The 19928-nt window shown below is 47.5% G+C and carries 17 protein-coding genes; 4 read left to right on the top strand and 13 right to left on the bottom strand.

Features of this window, described 5'->3' with window-relative positions; genetic code table 11:
- Positions 1-51: 51 nt before the first annotated feature.
- The 3 genes from pta to ACTHSX_RS01535 form a co-directional block, all read right to left on the bottom strand.
- Positions 52-1554 carry a phosphate acetyltransferase gene (gene pta / locus ACTHSX_RS01545; RefSeq protein ID WP_440376510.1) on the bottom strand — a complete coding sequence of 501 codons (1503 nt, stop codon included), beginning with the start codon at positions 1552-1554 and terminating at the stop codon, positions 52-54.
- Positions 1555-2029: 475 nt separating this feature from the next.
- Positions 2030-2665 (bottom strand): DUF805 domain-containing protein, encoded by a 636-nt coding sequence (locus ACTHSX_RS01540; protein WP_004519377.1) that lies wholly within the window; start codon positions 2663-2665, stop codon positions 2030-2032.
- An 18-nt stretch (positions 2666-2683) separates the two neighbouring features.
- Positions 2684-2992, bottom strand: coding sequence for a hypothetical protein (locus ACTHSX_RS01535; protein ID WP_003745794.1), 309 nt, complete (start codon positions 2990-2992; stop codon positions 2684-2686).
- Positions 2993-3160: 168 nt separating this feature from the next.
- On the opposite strand from ACTHSX_RS01535, the gene ACTHSX_RS01530 reads away from it, so the two are divergent.
- The gene (locus tag ACTHSX_RS01530; RefSeq protein ID WP_003745796.1) at positions 3161-3472 is read left to right on the top strand and encodes a helix-turn-helix domain-containing protein; all 312 of its coding nucleotides are present in this window, start codon (positions 3161-3163) and stop codon (positions 3470-3472) included.
- A gap of 101 nt (positions 3473-3573) precedes the next feature.
- Here ACTHSX_RS01530 and prfA read toward each other — a convergent pair whose 3' ends face one another.
- The 6 genes from prfA to ACTHSX_RS01500 form a co-directional block, all read right to left on the bottom strand.
- Positions 3574-4650 (bottom strand): peptide chain release factor 1, encoded by a 1077-nt coding sequence (gene prfA, locus ACTHSX_RS01525; protein WP_049329850.1) that lies wholly within the window; start codon positions 4648-4650, stop codon positions 3574-3576.
- 155 nt (positions 4651-4805) lie between these two features.
- Positions 4806-6074, bottom strand: a complete 1269-nt coding sequence (locus ACTHSX_RS01520) for an Nramp family divalent metal transporter (protein WP_440376511.1) — start codon at positions 6072-6074, stop codon at positions 4806-4808.
- 286 nt (positions 6075-6360) lie between these two features.
- Positions 6361-7128: a TatD family hydrolase gene (locus ACTHSX_RS01515; protein ID WP_440376512.1), complete on the bottom strand. Its 768-nt coding sequence runs from the start codon at positions 7126-7128 to the stop codon at positions 6361-6363.
- Between the two features lie 6 nt (positions 7129-7134).
- Complete coding sequence (locus ACTHSX_RS01510) at positions 7135-7548, bottom strand: hypothetical protein (RefSeq protein WP_440376513.1); 414 nt, start codon at positions 7546-7548, stop codon at positions 7135-7137.
- Positions 7549-7599: 51 nt separating this feature from the next.
- Positions 7600-8583: an asparaginase gene (locus tag ACTHSX_RS01505; RefSeq protein ID WP_440376514.1), complete on the bottom strand. Its 984-nt coding sequence runs from the start codon at positions 8581-8583 to the stop codon at positions 7600-7602.
- Between the two features lie 66 nt (positions 8584-8649).
- Positions 8650-9312 carry a DedA family protein gene (locus tag ACTHSX_RS01500; protein WP_440376515.1) on the bottom strand — a complete coding sequence of 221 codons (663 nt, stop codon included), beginning with the start codon at positions 9310-9312 and terminating at the stop codon, positions 8650-8652.
- A gap of 251 nt (positions 9313-9563) precedes the next feature.
- Here ACTHSX_RS01500 and ubiD point away from each other — a divergent pair, with 251 nt between their 5' ends.
- Entirely contained in the window at positions 9564-11042 is a 1479-nt protein-coding gene (gene ubiD, locus ACTHSX_RS01495; protein WP_440376516.1) for a 4-hydroxy-3-polyprenylbenzoate decarboxylase, read from the top strand.
- Between the two features lie 267 nt (positions 11043-11309).
- Here ubiD and ACTHSX_RS01490 read toward each other — a convergent pair whose 3' ends face one another.
- From ACTHSX_RS01490 to nirK, 4 genes are all read right to left on the bottom strand, one after another.
- A complete protein-coding gene (locus tag ACTHSX_RS01490) occupies positions 11310-13403 on the bottom strand; it encodes an AsmA family protein (RefSeq protein ID WP_440376517.1) in 2094 nt (697 codons plus the stop codon).
- A 178-nt stretch (positions 13404-13581) separates the two neighbouring features.
- Positions 13582-13851, bottom strand: coding sequence for a 30S ribosomal protein S15 (gene rpsO / locus ACTHSX_RS01485; protein WP_003679932.1), 270 nt, complete (start codon positions 13849-13851; stop codon positions 13582-13584).
- A gap of 210 nt (positions 13852-14061) precedes the next feature.
- Positions 14062-14817, bottom strand: a complete 756-nt coding sequence (locus ACTHSX_RS01480) for a formylglycine-generating enzyme family protein (protein ID WP_440376518.1) — start codon at positions 14815-14817, stop codon at positions 14062-14064.
- Positions 14818-14990: 173 nt separating this feature from the next.
- The gene (gene nirK / locus ACTHSX_RS01475; RefSeq protein WP_440376519.1) at positions 14991-16148 is read right to left on the bottom strand and encodes a copper-containing nitrite reductase; all 1158 of its coding nucleotides are present in this window, start codon (positions 16146-16148) and stop codon (positions 14991-14993) included.
- A 400-nt stretch (positions 16149-16548) separates the two neighbouring features.
- Between nirK and ACTHSX_RS01470 the strand changes: the two genes are divergently transcribed.
- Together ACTHSX_RS01470 and prmB are read left to right on the top strand one after the other, a co-directional pair.
- A complete protein-coding gene (locus ACTHSX_RS01470) occupies positions 16549-18804 on the top strand; it encodes a nitric-oxide reductase large subunit (protein ID WP_440376520.1) in 2256 nt (751 codons plus the stop codon).
- 95 nt (positions 18805-18899) lie between these two features.
- Entirely contained in the window at positions 18900-19799 is a 900-nt protein-coding gene (gene prmB / locus ACTHSX_RS01465; protein WP_440376521.1) for a 50S ribosomal protein L3 N(5)-glutamine methyltransferase, read from the top strand.
- Positions 19800-19928 lie beyond the last annotated feature (129 nt).

Raw genomic sequence — 19928 nt, 5'->3', positions numbered from 1 at the left:
CTGAAACATCGGTTTCAGACGGCCTTTGATTTTAACGCATCAGCTTGTCAATCAGCCTTGCATTTGTTTGGCTTGAACGGCAGTCAGGGCGATGGTGAAGACGATGTCTTCAATCAATGCGCCGCGGGACAAGTCGTTAACCGGTTTACGCAAACCTTGCAACAACGGGCCTACGCTCAGGACGTTGGCGCTACGTTGTACGGCTTTGTAAGTACAGTTGCCGGTATTGAGGTCTGGGAAAATCAGGACAGTTGCCTGACCAGCGACAGCGCTGCCCGGAGCTTTGGATTGGCCGATAGATGGAACGGTGGCCGCATCGTATTGCAACGGACCTTCGATGGCCAAATCAGGGCGTTTTTCGTTCGCCAGTTTGGTGGCTTCGATCACTGCATCGACATCAGGGCCGCTGCCTGAGCTGATGGTAGAGTAGGAAATCATGGCTACTTTTGGATCGATACCGAAAGCTTTGGCGCTGTCGGCAGATTGGATGGCGATGTCGGCCAGTTGTTCCGGAGTTGGGTTCGGATTAACCGCGCAGTCGGCAAATGCCAAAACTTGGTTAGGCAGCAACATGAAGAATACGCTGGATACAAGGCTTGCACCCGGGGCGGTTTTAATCAGTTGCAGGGCAGGGCGGATGGTGTTGGCAGTAGTGTGGACTGCACCGGAAACCAAACCGTCTACGTCGTTTTGAGCCATCATCATGGTGCCGAGTACGACGGTATCTTGCAGCTGTTTGCGTGCGTCTTCAGGAGTCAGGCCTTTGGATTTACGCAATTCGCACATCGGCTCGATGTATTGCTCAACCAAAGAAGCAGGATCGATGATTTCCAAAGAATCAGGCAGGTTGATGCCGCGTTCTTTCGCTACGGCCTCAACTTCTTCGCGGGTCGCCAACAGTACGCAACGGGCGATGCCTTTTTCGTGGCAGATAGCGGCAGCGGCGACGGTGCGTGGTTCTGCGCCTTCAGGCAGAACGATGCGCATATCGGCTTTGCGTGCGAAATCGATCAGGTTGTAACGGAATTGTGCTGGAGACAGGCGTTTGGCTTCGCGTTTGGCCAAAGCGGATACGTCTTGCAGTTTGTCGCTGGAGCCGAAGAAAGTCAGGCCGGTTTGCTCGGCAACTTGTGCGCCTAAAGCAGCGGCTGCGCCATCAATGATAAAGCCTTCCAATAAGCCTGGAGAGTTGGTGTAGAGCTGTTTGGCGAGGTTTAATTGTTGGGCGACGGCGGCTGCGTCGGTGTTGTCGGATTTCAGCGCCAATACAACACCAGCGTCCAAAGACAGCGCCAATTCGACGTTTTTGCCTGCCAAGAACAATTTGTCCGCATCAGGAGTGATGCCTTCGATAACGAGGTTATCTGCATTCAATGCTGCAACTTTACCGACAAGCGCGTCAAACCAGTCGTCGCTCTTGCCTTGAGCCAACAGGGCTTCTGTAGTGGAGTCAACGGCTTGGAAAACTTGCGCATTCAATGCCGCTGCAAATGCTTTTGCCGCTGCATCGGCGCTCAGGCCGGTAGATACCGGTGCGATCAGGATTTTTGCCATTTTGTGTCCTCTCTTTCGGTGATTGTAGAAGGGTGTTGCTGTTGTGCAGCTGGTGCTGCATTTTATCACTTTGGGATAACATATACACGGTCATATTGACATATGTCATCAGGCCGTCTGAAAAGTATAAACGCAATGGACCAAATCCATCAATCCCCCATTGCCGCCAAAAGCTCGGCTTGATGCTCGGCAATCAGGGCATCATGATTTTCTCTAAAAGTATCAGTTTACATATTTACTCAAAATAAATATTTTTTAATTTTAAAAAAGATCGCACTATTTTAAATATACTGTTCATAGGGGAAATTCTGGTATTCAGGTAATTTAGAAATGGAGATCAGTGATTGAAGGTTAAGTCATAATTTTTGGAAGTATTAGAGTATCAGTAAAATAGAAATGAGTAAGACAAAGTTTGATTAATTCATTGGGAAAGGCTATCTGAAATTTTTGTTTCAGATGGCCTTACTCTAGAAGGTTAGTTTTCAGGCATACTACCCCATTGATTATCCCCATTGAAGGATGGTTGGCACATCAAAACAATTAGCCAGATTGGGCCAATAATAGGAATAAGTATAATGAGAAACCACCAACCTGATTTTCCTATATCATGGAGACGGCGAATAACGACAGATAAAGATGGAATAATTACAGCTAGAGCAAATAGGTAATATAGGAGGAAGAAAATATCTCCAAGACTTCTGCTAATTTCAGACATTATTATTGCGACAATAAAAATGGAAAAATCTGCAATTATTCTAAAGAGTGTATATCCCCAAAATTCTCGTTTGGATGCTCTCCCTGAAAATTGTGCATAACGTTTAGATAGCGTTTCCAAAAATAAGGCAAACAGTGATAATTGTCCATTTTCATTTCTGGATTGCGCCACAGTATTGAATGCATTTACGACATTATTAGATGAACTGCTATTTAGTGCCTTGTAAATACCAATAGCCTGACCATCTCCATTAATATCAAAATCAACATTCATGCCTCGAGTAGGAATGTTTTGTTCTTTCCATTCTTCGCTTTTAAATGGATAACGCTTACCATCCTCCCCGTTGATCAGACCACCACCGTTTTGAATTGAAAAGTCTAAAATTTGTCCCTTCATTTGTATCACTCCTAATATTTAATTAATTTCTAAGTAGAAACTACTTTTATCTTTATTCTGCCATTTGATTGAGTAAGTGATGTTTTCACTTCCTTTTGTTGTGGTCAATTTGGCAGAACATACTCTTATTTCGGCATCATGATTAACGGCAGTTTCTTCCACATCATCCAATGAAACAAATTGACCTAAAAGAAATGAGCGTTGGTTAATGATTTTTTTAACCAAATCTTCTGCATCACTTGAACCGCATGAAGGTAAGCCCCCCATACAACCAGTTAATAACATCACTGGTAAAATCCCAGCAAAGAGATAGTGTTTAATTTTCATTTGGTCACCTCAAGATTTAAAGTTTCATAAAAATAGAAAAGTACAGTAAAACTGTATGAAGTATTGCATTTAAGTATTTTTATGTCAAGAAGTACAGCAATACAATTTTAATTGAATCTATTTCTCTCTAATATCTTTTGCATGAATATAAGTCGTGCAATTAGATTTTTGAGAAAACAAAAAGGTTGGACACAGCAGCAACTTGCTGATTTTGCAAATACTTCGAAAAGTAATATCTCCAATCTTGAGAATGGTAATCAAGGATACAGTGAGGCTATCTTAAAATATCTTGCTGATGCATTGGGATGCCGTGTTTCGTCTATTTTTCTGCTAGCAGAATACTTGGAAAGACAGCAAAACAATACATTAAAGGATTTAGAAGAAATGCCGGTCGAACTGATTTTTTTACAACTTCCTGAACCTTTACAACAGTCTTTTAAATTATTGATGATCCAGACTTTGGAGCAAATCTCAAAATAAATACTGTTTTATAGGTTTGTTTGTTTTTAAATAAAAGCCGTCTGAAATTTACATTTCAGACGGCTTTTATATTGGTAATGATGATCAGAGTGAGGCAAATATCAATCCCCCATGGCCGCCAAAAGCTCGGCTTGATGCTCGGCAATCAGGGCATTGGTGATTTCTTCCAAATCGCCGTCCATCACAAAATCCAGTTTGTGCAGGGTAAGGTTGATGCGGTGGTCGGTCACGCGGCCTTGCGGGTAGTTGTAGGTGCGGATGCGTTCGCTGCGGTCGCCGCTGCCGATCAGGGATTTGCGTTCGGCGGCTTCTTTGGCTTGGGCTTCACGTTTTTGTGCATCGTTTAAGCGGGCGGCGAGGACTTTCATCGCCTGCGCCTTGTTGGCGTGTTGGCTGCGGCCGTCTTGGCATTCGACTACCATGCCTGTCGGTAAGTGGGTAATGCGGACGGCGGAGTCGGTTTTGTTGATGTGCTGACCGCCCGCGCCGGATGCGCGGAAGGTGTCGATGCGCAGGTCGGCCGGATTCAGTTCAATGTCTTCGAGTTCGTCCGCTTCGGGCATGACGGCGACGGTACAGGCGGAGGTGTGGATACGGCCTTGGCTTTCGGTGGCAGGAACGCGTTGTACGCGGTGACCACCCGATTCAAATTTCAGACGGCTGTATGCGCCCAAGCCGATAATGCGGGCGATAACTTCTTTATAGCCGCCCAACTCGCTTTCGTTGGCGGACACGATTTCAACCTGCCAGCGGTTGCGCTCGGCGTAGCGGCTGTACATACGCAGTAAATCGCCTGCAAACAGCGCGGCTTCGTCGCCACCGGTACCGGCGCGCACTTCAATAAAGATGTTTTTGTCGTCATCGGCATCTTTTGGCAACAGCAGTTTTTGCAATTCGGTATCGAGTTCGTCGATTTTGGCTTTTGCCGCTTCGATTTCTTCGGCGGCAAAGTCTTTCATTTCAGGGTCGGACAGCATTTCTTCGGCATCTGCCAAGTCGCTTTGCGCCAGCTGATAGTTTTGGAAGACTTCGACGACGGGGGTCAGTTCGGCGTGTTCGCGTGTGAGTTTACGGTAATTGTCCATGTCGGACGTGGCTTCAGGCTGACCGAGTAGGTGCGTGACTTCTTCCAGTCGGTCGCTGAGTTGTTGTAGTTTTTCTAAGATAGACGGCTTCATAAGTTTTCCAAAATACGGATGCCGTCGGGTGGTCTGCAACGGCGAAATAAGGAGTCATTATAATGGGTTTGAATGAAAATTCAAAAAGATATGATTGATTGTAAAGGCCGTCTGAAACCTGTTTTTAAGTTTCAGACGGCCTTTTTTATATGGGCTTATTTAGGCGCAGCCAAGATGCCTGTTTGGTTCAGTAGGAACAAAACGGTAAAGCCGGTCAAATAAATCAAACCGATAATGGCGAGGAAGTTCATGCCCATGGTCAGTTTGTGGCGTTTGTCGCCTTTCACGAGGCGGTAGTTCAACCAAGCGAACACAGGGGCGGCAACGAAAGCAGTAATCATAGCGAATTTGAGCAGCTCGGCCATCGCGCTGTTGAACCAGAAAATCACGGCCAAGCCTGAGCCTGCAACCCAGACGTTCCAAGCAAACAGTTCGACGTTGCCGGTTTTATCTTTACCGCGCAACAGGCGTACCGGTTCGGCAATCGCGCGCGCGTAGCCGTCCACTACGGTAATGGTGGTGCCGTACATACAGGCAAAGGCGATAAATGCTACCAGCGGACGCGACCAGTCGCCGATGGTAACGGCGTACATATTAATCAGTTGGCCAACATATTTGCCGCCCGCCATTTGCACTTCCTCGCCGTTGCCGTATTGTACATATGCACCCAAGGCGAGGAAAACGACCGCCAAAATCGCGCTGGTAATGTAGCCGACGTTGAAGTCAAAAATGCCGTCGCGGTAGCTGGAAGGGTTGATGCGTTGTTTTTCGGTAACCCACAAAGAGTTGATGGCGGAAATTTCAATCGGTGCAGGCATCCAGCCCATCAGCGCGATGAGGAAGCCCAAGCCTGCCAGTGTCCACGGGGTCGGCTCGATAAAGTCGGGTTTCATCTGCATGCCGCGAGACATGGCCACGGCTGCTGCGGCGACGGTGGCAATGGTCAGGCTGACGATGATGATTTTGGAAACGTTGTCCAACGCTTTATAGCGGCCGCTTGCCAAAATCAGCAGGCAGGAAGCCATGATTAGGGCGGAAACTATGCCGGTATCGAGAGTCAGTGATGGGATTGCCATTTTGACGATGGCGGCGGTAACGATGGCGACCGCGCCGGCATTAATCGTTGCCGATGCAATACACAAAATCAAAAATACCCACAAATAAACGCGGCTTTTTTCGGCATAGCCTTCAATCAGGCTTTTGCCCGTGTCCAGCGTGTAATGTGCGCTGAAACGGAAAAATGGGTATTTGAACAGGTTGGTTAAAATAATGATTAGCGCAAGCTGCCAGCCGTAAAGCGCACCTGCCTGCGTGGAGGCAATCAGGTGTGAGCCACCGACCGCTGCCGAAGCCATCATGATGCCCGGGCCGAGGGCATTAATTTTGCTCTGCCAGGTAGAGGAGTGTGTATGTTGTTCTGCCATAAGTATTTTCCGCCTGTTCAGACGGCCTTATTATCAAAAAAAAGCATATTTTAACGTAAATAAAAAGTTTGCCCAATAATATGGGTAATACTTTTTATCAATCAAAGGAAAAATACGGTTTTAAAAAGCTGAAATAGGAGAATTAGCGATATTTTGTGCCAAAAACATTTTTTCAGACGGCCTTGTATCGCTTTTTATTCATGAATATGGGGTAGGGGAGGCAGAGTGTGTCGGTTTGGAAACGAAATGGCAGTGCAAGGCTTTTTGATGCCTTAAGGTCGGCATATTAAGGGGAAGTATGGAGCAGGGAATCCACGTTTTGCTCGGTTATTTCAGACAGTTGCGCCAGCGGTACGCCGCGCAGTTCGGCAGCAATTTCGGCGATACGGCGGATGTTGGCTGGTGTATTGGTTTCGTGGCCGAGCATAAAAGGGCTGTCGGTTTCGAGAACAAAATCCGTGTCGTTTAAAGCTTGTAAGGCAACGCGGACTTTTTTGGCATTCGGGTTGAGCAGCAACGATCCTATGCCGATTTTGAAGCCGAGTTTCACCAAAATCCGCGCTTCTTCTACGCTGCCGGAGAAGGCGTGGACGATACCACCTTGTGTGAAACCGGTGGTTTTGACGGCGGTGGCAATGGCGGCGGTGGCTTTCAGATTATGGATAATGACGCGGCGATTGAGGTTTTGGGCGAGGATGAGTTGGCGGATAAAGACGTCGGTCTGCGTGCCGCGTTGGGCTTGGGTTTGCTCTTTGCCATAAAAATCCAAGCCGATTTCGCCAACCCATGCTTGCGGATGCCGGATCAATTCGGACTCTAACTCTTGGAATGCCGCTTCGTTGAGGCCGTCTGAAAACCACGGATGAATGCCCAAAGCGATATGGATGTTTTCAGACGGCCTCTCCAACTGCGCAACTGCCTGCCAATCATTTGGAGATGTAGCCGGTACGATAAAACGCGCTACGCCGACGGCTTGCGCTTCGGCAAGTACGGCAGGCAGCGTGTCGGCAAGCTTAGGATCGGCAAGATGGCAGTGAGTGTCGGTAAAAGTCATGTAAGATTAGTACTTGAACCAATGAATAAAGTTTTTAATAGGCTGAACATGAGGAAAAAGAGGGTAAATTAATACAATTATGTAAAATACAAAACCAATCCACATTATTGGTGCTTTGAGAAGCATGCCGCGTGAGTATTGTCGTTCTATTATTTTTTTATTTTCAATAGCTTCTTTATTAGATGTCTCACTGGCAAGTGCTCTAAGAGCAATAAGAGAATATGGCATTTTCGAAACTTGGAATAGGAAAAATATCCATAAAGGTAGTGCAAGTAAATTTATTTTCCAAGGGCTTGGAAATTGTAATGCAGTCACAGTTTGCATAAATAATCCCATTCCCAAAGTAAAATTTAAGAATTTAAAAATGCTTTTAGTTTCAGCCTCAAATTCTTTTGAGGTTAGTAATGATTGAGGTTTCATTTGTTTCTCTATTTAGCTGAGTATTTGGCTATTATGAAAATATTGTGAAATTCAAATTAATTTTATAGTTTCCAATATTTCTTCTATCTTATCCGCATTCCAGTCATGAGATACGGCGAGGGTCATCAGCGCAGTGGCAGTTTCGAGATTGCATTTGCCGCCGTTGATGATACCTGCCTGACGCAAAGCATCGCCTTGGGCATAGACGGCGGCGGCGCAACCTTGCGGCACTTGGCTGATGTTGAGCAGCAATTTGCCTTGTTGCGTAAAGGCTTGGACGGCTCGGACAAACGCATCGTTGCTCGGCGCATTGCCGTGGCCGTAGCTTTGCAGGATTAGGGCTTGGGCGGAAAGTTGGGGCAGGCCGTCTGAAAGTTCTTGTGCGGCATAACCGGGAATCAGCGTGCGGACGGAAACTTTTGCTTCAGGATTTGGAAGACGCGGTTTGAGGCCGTCTGAATGTTCGGTCAGGGCGGTACGGATATTGTGCCAACCTTTGTTTTCCTCCCATTCGGCGAGTGCGCCAAAATGCAGGTTGTCAAAACCTGCGGCGGTTTCGGTGCTGACCTTGCTGCTGCCGACGGCTGGGAAGAGCTTGCCGTTAAAGGCAATCGCCACTTGTTTGAGTTTGAGCGAGAAAGAAGAAACGGCGGTAGCAAGGTTGCGCGGCGCATCGCTGTTGGCGGCATCGTAAGGCCATTGCGAGCCGGTCAGGATAACGGGTTTGTCCAAACCTTGCAGCGAAAGGGCGAAGAGGTTGGCGGTGTACGCCATGGTATCCGTGCCGTGCAGCACTAAAATGCCGTCATAGTCAGGCAGCTTGGCGATAATAAGTTCCAACCAGTCGCGTTGGTTTTGCAGCGTTACTGCGGAAGAATCGATGAGCGGCTGGCAAACGTGCCATTCGAAATCAAGGCTGTCTGAAAAGGGGGCAAGGGCTTTATCGACGAGGGCGGTGTCGGGACGTAGGCCGGCGCTGCTTTGGGTCATGCCGATGGTGCCGCCGGTGTAGAGGACGAAGATTTTTTGTTTCATGGTGTTTTGGGTCAATGATAGAGGCCGTCTGAAAGCGGAAAAATGTTTCAGACGGCCTGGAATGGTTTATTGATTGGCTTGTTTTTTGGCTTTTTCAGCGCATTTTTCGTGTAATTTTTCACGGAAGAAGGTATGGCGGCGGTGTTTTCTCCACCAAATCCAGCCGACAATGACTGCGCCGATGCCCAGTACGGTAAAGATACCTGATTGCAGGCTATGCATTTTTTTCATCAGCCAGTCGGTATTGCGTGCGCCGTATTCGCCCAGATAAATCCAAACCGGAACGGAAATCAGCGCGGCCAAGCCGTCCATCAGGATAAAGCGCAGGTAGGAAACCTTACGGCTGATGCCAGCGGTCACGAAAACGGCAGTACGCAGGCCGGGCAGGAAACGGGCGACGAATAAAACCCAGTTACCGTATTTGTCGAATTTTTCCTGTACTTGGGCATAGCGTTTGGGCGTCATCACGCGCGCAATCGGTTTGAATTTAAGGATTTTTTGTCCCCAAATCCGGCCGGCCGCAAACATAAAGCCGTCGCCTACCAATACGCCGAGCATGCCGACGGCAAACATAATATGCGAGTTGGTATAACCCAGGCCGGAAATCACACCGCCGGTTACCAGTGTCAAATCTTCAGGAATCGGCACGCCGAAGCCGCAAATAACCAAAACGAAAAACACGGCCGCATAGCCGTATTCAACGAAAAAAGATTCTAAAATTGCAAACATGGCCGCCGTCCCACGATAAATATGGATTGATGATTGGATTAAGTTGGAATTTTACCAAAGATAAGGCCGTCTGAAAGCAATCACAAGCAGATATTGTTTAAATTTGACGGTAGTTTGCAAAAAAAAACTCGAAATTCGGACGTGGAAAGTTGGGATTTGAACAGATTTGGCAGGTACAATAGCTGCTGGTTTATCTTTCAAACCCGAAATGGAAGTCTGTTTTCAGACGGCCTGTTCAGGAAAATGAAATCATGAAATACAGAGATTTGCGAGAATTTATCGCCGGATTGGAAGCTGATGGCAAACTCAAGCGCATTCAGCATCCGGTGTCGCCGCATTTGGAAATGACCGAAATTGCCGACCGCGTGCTGCGTGCCGAAGGGCCGGCGTTGTTGTTTGAAAACCCGATTAAGCCTGACGGTACGCGTTATGATTATCCCGTGTTGGCGAACCTGTTCGGCACGCCCGAACGTGTGGCGCTGGGCATGGGTGCGGACAGTGTGTCCAAGCTGCGCGAAATCGGGCAGACGCTGGCGTACCTGAAAGAACCCGAACCGCCTAAAGGCATTAAAGACGCGTTTTCCAAACTGCCGCTGTTGAAAGATATTTGGAGCATGGCGCCGAACGTGGTGAAAAATGCGCCGTGTCAGGAAATCGTGTGGGAAGGTGAAGACGTTGATTTGTATAAACTTCCGATTCAGCATTGCTGGCCGGAAGACGTTGCGCCGCTGGTAACGTGGGGCTTGACTGTCACACGCGGTCCGCACAAAAAACGCCAAAATCTCGGCATTTACCGCCAACAATTAATCGGCAAAAACAAGCTGATTATGCGCTGGCTGTCGCATCGCGGCGGCGCGTTGGATTATCAGGAATTCCGAAAACTCAATCCCGATACGCCGTATCCCGTCGCCGTCGTACTCGGTTGCGACCCTGCCACCATTTTGGGCGCTGTAACGCCTGTTCCCGATACTTTGAGCGAATACCAGTTTGCCGGACTACTGCGCGGTTCGCGGACGGAGCTGGTGAAATGTATCGGCAACGATTTGCAAGTGCCTGCCCGTGCAGAAATCGTGTTGGAAGGCGTGATTCATCCGAACGAAACCGCGTTGGAAGGCCCATACGGCGACCACACCGGCTATTACAATGAGCAGGACCATTTCCCCGTGTTTACGGTCGAACGCATCACCATGCGTGAAAACCCGATTTACCATTCCACCTACACAGGCAAACCGCCCGATGAACCTGCCGTTTTGGGCGTGGCGTTGAACGAAGTGTTCGTACCGCTCTTGCAAAAGCAGTTCCCCGAAATCACCGATTTCTACCTGCCGCCCGAAGGCTGCTCCTACCGCATGGCGGTGGTCAGCATGAAAAAACAGTACGCCGGACATGCCAAGCGCGTGATGATGGGTTGCTGGTCGTTCCTGCGCCAGTTTATGTACACTAAATTCATCATCGTGGTTGATGACGATGTGGACGTGCGCGATTGGAAAGAAGTCATCTGGGCGGTAACCACGCGCATGGACCCTGTACGCGACACTGTTTTGGTAGAAAATACGCCCATCGATTATCTCGACTTCGCCAGCCCTGTCAGCGGACTCGGCGGCAAAATGGGTTTGGATGCGACCAACAAATGGCCGGGTGAAACCGACCGCGAATGGGGGCGTGTGATCAAAAAAGACCCTGCCGTTACGGCCAAAATCGATGAGATTTGGGAGCGTTTGGGTTTGTAGATGTCGGATTTATTGGAATTTCTACTGCAAATATTGATGGAAATGATTTGGTCTATGTTTGAGGGTACGGTAGAAATATTGAGGCTCGATTGGAGAAAAAGAAAACTCTCCAAAAAAGGCTTGATAATGTTGGCGATATGGTTTGCCATCATTGTTGCACTGATTGTGTATATGGTCATTCCTCAGTAAACATCTTTATCTGACAATGTATCTGTTAAAAGGCCGTCTGAAACTTTTTGGGTTTCAGACGGCCTTTGACTTGAAAACCTAGCGCGGTTTGAGCCACTTCCATTGTTCTTGTATGGTTTCTTGCAGGGCTTTTTGTTTTTCTGCAGGCGTGTTCATGCCATTGGTCAAACGGCTGTAGTCGAGGGTAATGGAAGGGTTTTGTACGGTTCCGCCGATTTTTAGGGGAATCGGTTTGTTTTTAGGTTGCAGCACGTTGCTGATAAGCAGATTTTCCGATAGCTTTTGGGTATTCAAATCGGTATAGCCGCTGCTGACAACGTGCAGGCTGTCGGAAAACAGTTCGGTGTTGATGTGATGGCTGATGCCTTTCTCGATTTCGCTATTGAGGGTGAAATGATGGAAAGGGGTTTTGAGGTTGCTGTTGTCGATTTTTTCCGAAGAGATGCCGTTTTTCAGAATGCTGTCCATATCAATACCGTGCCATGCACCGTTTGTGATATCGAGGAGCAGGCTGCCGTTTAGGGCTTGTATCATTTGGGTGCGGTCGTTGCCGGTGGTTTTAATGTCGATAACGGCGTCGCCGCTGCCGCTGAAGCTGTGGAAGCCGAACAGGTCTTGCAGCAGCGGCTGAATTTGTATGCCTTTTGCGTTTTGCTGAAGGTGGTAGGAAGCAGGTTGGGTCGCCGCAATACTCAGGCCGCCCTCAGTTTTGCCGCCATAAAGCCCGGCTTTGAAACGGTGTAGGGCGATATGTTCTTTATCGGCGGTGAGCAGGGATTCGATGTTTTCTAATTGCAGGCCGGCAGTTTGAATGCTGCCGATTTGGAGATTGGCCTCAATGTCGGGCAACCAGGATTTGGCCAGCAGGGAAGGAAGATTCAGCGATGGCTGGGTTTTCAGATCTTCCAAGTAAGGGGTCAGGTTGAGTTTTTGTAAGGCGATACCGGCGTCAAGGTGTGGACGAGGTTGGGCATCGCGTTGGTATTTAAAGGCCAAGGCGAGGGCTTGTCTGTCAAATGCGCCTTTCAGACGGCCTTCCCATGTATTGAGGCTGAAATTGGCCTGTCCTTCAAGGGTGCTGATAAATCGGGGGCGGGGAAGGCGGTTGATGGTGTCTTGCAGGGTGCTGAGGTGCAGTTTGGGCGCATCGATGCCTTTGCCTTTTTGCCAAACCAACGGGCTGGAAAAGGTAAAGTTGGTTTGGAGGCGGTCGTTTTTATGGCTGCCTTTGATTTCAAAATTGGCGGCGGTCAAAACGGTTGGATAGAGGTTGGTTTTGTCCAGTTTGAATGAACCGTCCCATTGGTTGTTTTCACTGCCGGCGGTCAATGCGCCGTTGAGTGTGTTGAGGTGCAAATAACCGTTTTTGAATTGCAAGAGGGGAGAACGTGCATTGATATGCAAGTTTTGATAGTCGCTTTCGGCTTGCAGATTAAAGTCGCGGAAAAGGGCGGTTTGGTTTTGCCAATTAAGGCTACCTGCGATTTGGGCATCCAGCTTGTTTTTGAGTAATACGGTTTGCAGGTTTAATTTGAGGGCGGGAACGCTCCAGCCGGCATCATCTTGTACAAGATGGCCGACGCCTTGCCAACTGATGGGGTTGCCTATGTTTTTCAGTGTGCCACTGATATCGAATGGACGGCCGTCTGAATCGGCTCTGCGCAGGGAAAATTGAAGATCGTTTAAGGCAATATCTTGTTCTTTATTGTGATAGCGGATGCTGCCGTTATTGATGATGATGCGGTTAAGCTGGAAGCTTTCTTTTGATGCATGGTTTTGTTGCAGGCAGGCAGGCAGGTGGTTCTTGGGACCCAGCCTCAGAGACGGATTGGAAAGAATCCATTTTTCAAGAATGGGGGCGTCTGACCATAGGCTGCTCCAGCCAAAACCCATTTTGGATTCGGCAATGTTCAGCGTCGGAGTGTCTGGTTCGGAAGATGAAAGGCTTAGGTCTTTTAAAATAAGCGTAGGGCGCGGCAGCCATTTTCTGCTGATATTGGCATTGTATTTGACTTGGCAGCCATGGGCAGAAAAGTTTTTCTGTATGAATGCGTCGATGTTTTCTGTATTGAATATGCGGAACATTAAGGCACTCAAGACCGCCGCGAGGCATAAAAGCACGGCAATGCTGAAAACCAGGGTTTTCAGCCAAAATTTTCCTGAGTGCAACATGGAATGAACAGACAATTCAGATTCTCGCTTTGATGGGAGCTTTAAGGAGTGATTGGAAATTTAAGCCTTGCTGCTTAAGCGTGTGGAAGTATAACACAGAGCGTGGGCCTATGTTTCAGACGACATCGGTATGTTAATAAAAAACACCGCCCGAAGGCGGTGTTGATTTAAGCATAAATTATTTACGCAAACCCAGGCGGGTAATCAGTGTACGGTAAGTATCAGGCTGAGTACGACGCAGGTAAGACAACAGGCGACGACGTTGGCTAACCATTTTCAACAGGCCACGACGGCTGTGGTGGTCTTTAGGGTTGGCTTTGAAGTGAGGAGTCAGGTCGTTGATGCGGAAAGTCAACAGAGCGACTTGTACTTCAGAAGAGCCGGTATCGCCTTCTTTGCGTTGGAAATCTTTAACAATTTGTGCTTTTTGTTCTACGGTCAATGCCATGATGGATAACTCCGAAAATAAAAGAACCTTTCCAGGTTCGGACAAGTTTGCCAAGCCGAACGACCTAAGCAAACTCCTAAGTGCCTTTTTATAAAGACGGGCGGATTATGCCACAATTTGTCTTTGTGCGCTATATCTTTTCAGACGGCCAAAAAAAGCGGCGATACCTTTCAGTACCGCCAAAGCTGCTTTGGTGATAAAAACTAAACTTTATTTGCTCGCGCAGCGGAAGCCCAAGTTATTTAAAACATATTTGGACTGCAGGCTGGTGCGGATGCCGTAGCGTAAGAATGCCGCATAGTTGGACGGGTCGCTTGAGCCCACGGATGCGCCGCTACAGAACATTTGTGTGTTGGACGAGCCGGCAGAGAGTTGGCTGCTGTTGAAGTCTTCAGTCCATTCCCAAATCAGGCCGTGCATATCGTATACGCCCCAGTAGTTGGGTTTGTTTTTACCGATGTCGTGCAGGCCGTTGCGGCCGCCGTCTGCATACCAGTCTAAGATGGTACGGTTGTAGCCAGGCTCGGAAGAGCCGTCTTTTTGAGTGGCAGAAGCCAAGCCTGCAAATTCCCATTCGTCAATAGTCGGCAGGCGTTTGCCTTTGGAAACGCAGTAGGCATTCGCGGCGAACCATGAAACATTGGTTACCGGATGTTTGAGTTCGCTGGCTTTAGGTGCAAAACTGTTGCTGCCGTTTTTCACCCAATGTTTCAGGTAAGCTTTTTCAGCGTGTTTGGAACTGATTTTGTCTTTTTGCCATTGTGGATGTGTTTTTACAAATTCGGCAAATTCGGCATTGGTTACTGGATATTTGTCAAGCTGGAAGGGTTTGACTTTAATAAGGGAAGTGTCTTTTTTGAGATAGAGGGGACGATAGCTGCCTCCTTCGATTTTTACCATTTCGGCAGCAAATGTATTGCCGCAGATTAAGGCACAGCCTAAGAGGAGGAGTCGTATGAGTTTCATGGTACGCCCTTATTATCGATTGAAACAGGAAATTTATTTTTTAGATAGCCTAATCATAACAAGGCCGTCTGAAAAATCAATCTGTCTGATTGAACAGGAAGACTAATCGTGATGGAAGCCACTGCAGCTCTAAAGAGTAGGGCAGCAGTGGCTTGGCGTATTAAACCGAGAGATTATTTAGCGGCTTCAGAAGCACCAGACGCAGCTGCTGGAGCAGAAGCGGCAGCACCGGCAGGTTGGTAAGCGGTGTCGCTCAGTTTTTTGGTCATGATTTCAGGGTTTTCATCACCCTCAACTTTCAATTGACCCAAAGCACCTTTGTTGAACGCACGGAAGATAGAGTGGTCAACCAAAGTATAGCTGCCCGGGATGTCGGCTTTGAATTCAACGATAACGGCACCACCGGCAGGAATAACTGTGCTTTGTACGTTTTCGTTAATCAGTTTACCACCTTCAACATATACTTTGTCGAAGATTTCGCCGATAACGTGGAAAGAAGATACCAAGTTAGGACCACCGTTACCAACGTACATACGAACGGTTTCACCAGCTTTAGCTTTCAGAGCGTTGTCGCCGGCGATAGAGCCTACGTGACCGTTGAATACAACGTATTCAGGTTGTTCAGCAATCGCTTTATCCATATCGAAAGGTTGCAGGCCTTGAGCACCTTTTTTACCTTTAGTATAGAAGTCACCTTGTACGATGTAGAACTCTTTGTCCACTTTAGGCAGGCCTTCTTTAGGTTCAACCAAGATCAAACCGTACATACCGTTGGCGATGTGCATACCTACAGGAGCAACGGCACAGTGGTAGATGTACAAACCAGCTTGCAGTGCTTTGAAGCTGAAGGTAGAAGTATGGCCAGGAGCAGTAAAGCTAGCTTCTGCACCACCGCCTTGACCGGTTGCAGCGTGGAAGTCAACGTTATGAGGAACGGTAGAAGAAGGATTGTTAGAGAATTCAACTTCAACAGTATCGCCTTCGCGTACACGGATCATTTGACCTGGAACGTCGCCGTTGAATGTCCAGTAGTGGTACTCAACACCGTCTTCCATGGTCATGGTTTTTTCAACGGTTTCCATTTTAACGCGTACTTTAGCCGGATGATCGCGATCAGTTGGAGGTGGAACTTCCGGAGCGTGAGTCATGATAGCATCGATTACAGGCAGTTCTGAAGAAGGAGTCTCGGCAGCAGCTTGTGAGTCGGAAGCAGCAGGAGCTTCAGCAGAAGCGGGAGCAGCTGGAGTTTCAGCAGGTTTAGCAGCTTGCTCGCCGCATGCGGCCAGTGCAAATACAGAAGCGATAAGTGCGGCTAAGGTTTGGCGTTTCATGTTTAAAGTTTCCTTATAGTAAGAAAAGTAAGATCCTGATAGGATGGTTTGAAATTTTGTATGATTATGTAGGCGCTTGTTTGGTCATATTTTGATGTAAATCAAATTGTTCAGGGAATATGAATCTTTTAATCCCTAAATACTCCTTTAGAAGTATAAAAAAATACATCGAAAAGTTTATTTTTGTGTGAAAATGTTAGCGAAAACTTAACACAAAATACGATAAAGGAGGGTTTGTATAAGCAAATGGGAATCAATATCATATAAGTTAATGGTTTTAAAGGAATATTATTGACAAAATATTTCTTTACTTATTAAATCGTGATACAATCTTTAACATTCATATTTGATGAATTAATACCACCCAACCACTTTTTACCAAAATTAAGGAGTACTTAAAATGGGACAGTACAAGAAGCTTTGGTACTTGCTGTTTGCCGTGCTGGCAGTATGCTTTACCATTCTTGGTTATATGGGTAGCGAAGTCTATAAAAAGGCTCCGCCATACCCTGAACAAGTCGTTTCTGCATCCGGCAAAGTCTTGATGACCAAAGACGATATTTTGGCAGGTCAATCTGCATGGCAAACTACCGGCGGTATGGAAGTCGGCTCTGTATTGGGTCACGGTGCATACCAAGCTCCGGACTGGACTGCCGACTGGCTGCACCGCGAGCTGGTTGCATGGTTGGATCTGACTGCGCAAGAAACTTACGGCAAAAAATTTGACGAAGTTTCTCCTGAAGAACAAGCTGTTCTGAAAACACGTTTGGCTGACGAATACCGCAACCAAAGCCGTGTTAAGGAAGATGGTTCTGTCGTTGTCAGCGAAACCCGTGTGAAAGCGATCGAAAGCATCCTGCCTTACTACCACGGTGTGTACAGCGACGATCCTAAGTTCCAAACCACTCGTGAACACTTTGCAATGAAAAACAATACATTGCCAAGCCCAGAAGCGCGTGAAAAACTGTTCAACTTCTTCTTCTGGACTTCTTGGTCTGCTTCGACCAACCGTCCTGACGAGAACTTCACTTACACCAACAACTGGCCGCACGAGCCTTTGATCAACAACGTACCGACTACTGAAAACTACATGTGGTCTTTCACCAGCGTGGTATTGTTGCTGATGGGTATCGGCTTGCTGATGTGGGGTTACTCTTTCTTGACCAAACATGAAGAGGTTGAAGTACCTACTGAAGATCCTATCTCTAAAGTACAACTGACTCCTTCTCAAAAAGCGTTGGGTAAATATGTATTCCTGACTGTTGCGCTGTTTGTCGTACAAGTACTGTTGGGTGGTTTGACCGCTCACTATACTGTCGAAGGTCAAGGCTTCTACGGTATCGATACCGCACTGGGCTTTGAAATGGCCGACTGGTTCCCATATGCACTGACCCGTACTTGGCACATCCAATCCGCTATTTTCTGGATTGCAACCGGCTTCCTGACAGCAGGTCTGTTCTTGGCTCCGATTGTGAACGGCGGTAAAGATCCTAAATTCCAACGTGCCGGTGTGAACTTCCTGTACATCGCCCTGTTCATCGTAGTCGGCGGTTCTTACGCAGGTAACTTCTTTGCTTTGACTCACATCATTCCACCTGAGCTGAACTTCTGGTTCGGTCACCAAGGTTACGAATACTTGGATTTGGGTCGTTTCTGGCAACTTCTGCTGATGGTCGGCTTGCTGTTGTGGCTGTTCTTGATGTTGCGTTGCACCGTCTCTGCCTTTAAAGAAAAAGGTACAGACAAAAACCTGTTGGCTATCTTCGTAGCTTCTATGGTCGGTGTGGGTGTGTTCTATGCTCCCGGTCTGTTCTACGGTGAGAAATCTCCAATCGCTGTGATGGAATACTGGCGTTGGTGGGTGGTTCACCTGTGGGTAGAAGGCTTCTTCGAAGTGTTCGCTACTGCCGCTTTCGCATTCATCTTCTACAACATGGGCTTTGTCCGTCGTAGTACTGCTACTGCTTCTACTCTGGCTGCTGCCGCCATCTTTATGTTGGGCGGTATCCCAGGTACATTGCACCACTTGTACTTCTCTGGCTCTACCTCCGCTTCTATGGCAATCGGTGCATGTTTCTCCGCTTTAGAAGTTGTGCCTTTGGTTCTGCTGGGTCGTGAAGCTTACGAACACTGGTCTTACCAACACCTGTCCGACTGGGCGAAACGTCTGCGTTGGCCTCTGATGTGCTTCGTAGCAGTTGCCTTCTGGAACATGATCGGTGCCGGCGTATTCGGCTTCCTGATTAACCCGCCGATTTCCTTGTTCTACATCCAAGGTCTGAACACTACTGCAGTTCACGCTCACGCGGCTCTGTTCGGTGTGTACGGTTTCTTGGCTCTGGGCTTCGTATTGCTGGTTGCACGCTACCTGAAACCTAATGTTCAATTTGACGACAAACTGATGACTTGGGGCTTCTGGCTGCTGAACAGCGGTCTGGTCGGTATGATTGCCATCAGCCTGTTGCCGGTCGGCGTGATTCAAGCTTACGCTTCTATCACTCATGGTCTGTGGTATGCGCGTAGCGAAGAATTCCTGCAAATGGAAATCTTGGATACCCTGCGTTGGGTTCGTACCGCTGCTGACTTGATCTTCATCGGTGGTGCTGTCTGCGTTGCTATCCAAGCTACCAAAATCGTATTCAGCCGCGATAAATAATCTTAAGCTGAATTAAATCGAAGGCCGTCTGAAAAGTTTTCAGACGGCCTTTCTGTTATAATTTCAATATTCTTAAATTGACAAGACAAAACATTATGTTCAACCAAGCTGCTCAAGAACTGACCACTGTTCGCGATTTATTGCGTTTCGCCGTCAGCCGTTTTAATGATGCCGGACTGTTTTTCGGACACGGAAGTGATAATGCCCATGACGAGGCAGCCTATCTGATTTTGCATACTTTGAACCTGCCTTTGGATACGTTGGAACCTTATTTGGATGCCAAATTGTTGCAAAGTGAGAAGGAAGAAGTACTGTCGATTATCGAACGTCGCGCAGTTGAGCATATTCCTGCAGCGTATCTGACGCATCAGGCATGGCAGGGTGAGTTTGATTTTTATGTCGATGAGCGTGTTATTGTACCTCGTTCTTTTATTTACGAATTGCTTGGCGACGGTATCCGTCCTTGGATTGAACACGATGAATTGGTGCATCGAGCTTTGGATTTGTGTACCGGTAGCGGCTGTTTGGCCATTCAAATGGCGCATCACTATCCCGATGCACAAATCGATGCCGTTGATTTAAGCTTGGATGCGCTGGAAGTAGCCGCGATCAATATCGAAGATTATGGCTTGGAAGACCGTATCAGCTTGGTGCATACCGATTTGTTTGAAGGTCTAGATGAAACCTACGACTTAATTGTTTCCAATCCACCTTATGTCGATGCGGAATCAGTGGAAGCGTTGCCTGATGAATACCTGCATGAGCCGGAATTGGCTTTGGGCAGTGGCGAAGATGGTTTGGACGCTACACGTCAAATCATTCTGCAAGCGGCAAAATATCTGAATCCGAAAGGTGTATTGTTGGTTGAAATCGGTCACAACCGTGAGGTATTGGAAGCGGCTTATCCCGAATTACCGTTTACTTGGTTGGAAACCAGCAGTGGCGATGGGTTTGTATTCTTGTTGACTCGCGAGCAATTATTGGGTGAAGAATAGTTTATTTTGATATAAATAAAACAAAGGCCGTCTGAAAAAGTTTCAGACGGCCTTTGTTTTATAAAAATTTTAATATTTTAAGAAAATACAAATGCCTATGGTATGCCGAATATGAAATCCAAGCAGGCT

This window comes from Neisseria sp. P0014.S002 (assembly GCF_051958295.1).
In the GTDB taxonomy this organism is placed as follows: Bacteria; Pseudomonadota; Gammaproteobacteria; order Burkholderiales; family Neisseriaceae; genus Neisseria; species Neisseria flavescens_B.
The sequence above is the reverse complement of the archived record's forward strand: the minus strand, read 5'-3'. Positions and strand labels throughout refer to the sequence as shown.

Excerpts from the sequence above, each read along its gene's own strand:
- ACTHSX_RS01540 (WP_004519377.1), bottom strand. The coding sequence starts at position 2,665 with ATGAAGGGACAAATTTTAGACTTTTCAATTCAAAACGGTGGTGGTCTG.
- ACTHSX_RS01490 (WP_440376517.1), bottom strand. The coding sequence starts at position 13,403 with ATGTTGCACTCAGGAAAATTTTGGCTGAAAACCCTGGTTTTCAGCATT.
- ACTHSX_RS01470 (WP_440376520.1), top strand. The coding sequence starts at position 16,549 with ATGGGACAGTACAAGAAGCTTTGGTACTTGCTGTTTGCCGTGCTGGCA.
- ACTHSX_RS01500 (WP_440376515.1), bottom strand. The coding sequence starts at position 9,312 with ATGTTTGCAATTTTAGAATCTTTTTTCGTTGAATACGGCTATGCGGCC.
- ubiD (WP_440376516.1), top strand. The coding sequence starts at position 9,564 with ATGAAATACAGAGATTTGCGAGAATTTATCGCCGGATTGGAAGCTGAT.
- ACTHSX_RS01480 (WP_440376518.1), bottom strand. The coding sequence starts at position 14,817 with ATGAAACTCATACGACTCCTCCTCTTAGGCTGTGCCTTAATCTGCGGC.
- ACTHSX_RS01535 (WP_003745794.1), bottom strand. The coding sequence starts at position 2,992 with ATGAAAATTAAACACTATCTCTTTGCTGGGATTTTACCAGTGATGTTA.
- ACTHSX_RS01515 (WP_440376512.1), bottom strand. The coding sequence starts at position 7,128 with ATGACTTTTACCGACACTCACTGCCATCTTGCCGATCCTAAGCTTGCC.
- rpsO (WP_003679932.1), bottom strand. The coding sequence starts at position 13,851 with ATGGCATTGACCGTAGAACAAAAAGCACAAATTGTTAAAGATTTCCAA.
- ACTHSX_RS01520 (WP_440376511.1), bottom strand. The coding sequence starts at position 6,074 with ATGGCAGAACAACATACACACTCCTCTACCTGGCAGAGCAAAATTAAT.
- prfA (WP_049329850.1), bottom strand. The coding sequence starts at position 4,650 with ATGAAGCCGTCTATCTTAGAAAAACTACAACAACTCAGCGACCGACTG.
- pta (WP_440376510.1), bottom strand. The coding sequence starts at position 1,554 with ATGGCAAAAATCCTGATCGCACCGGTATCTACCGGCCTGAGCGCCGAT.
- ACTHSX_RS01505 (WP_440376514.1), bottom strand. The coding sequence starts at position 8,583 with ATGAAACAAAAAATCTTCGTCCTCTACACCGGCGGCACCATCGGCATG.
- nirK (WP_440376519.1), bottom strand. The coding sequence starts at position 16,148 with ATGAAACGCCAAACCTTAGCCGCACTTATCGCTTCTGTATTTGCACTG.
- prmB (WP_440376521.1), top strand. The coding sequence starts at position 18,900 with ATGTTCAACCAAGCTGCTCAAGAACTGACCACTGTTCGCGATTTATTG.
- ACTHSX_RS01510 (WP_440376513.1), bottom strand. The coding sequence starts at position 7,548 with ATGAAACCTCAATCATTACTAACCTCAAAAGAATTTGAGGCTGAAACT.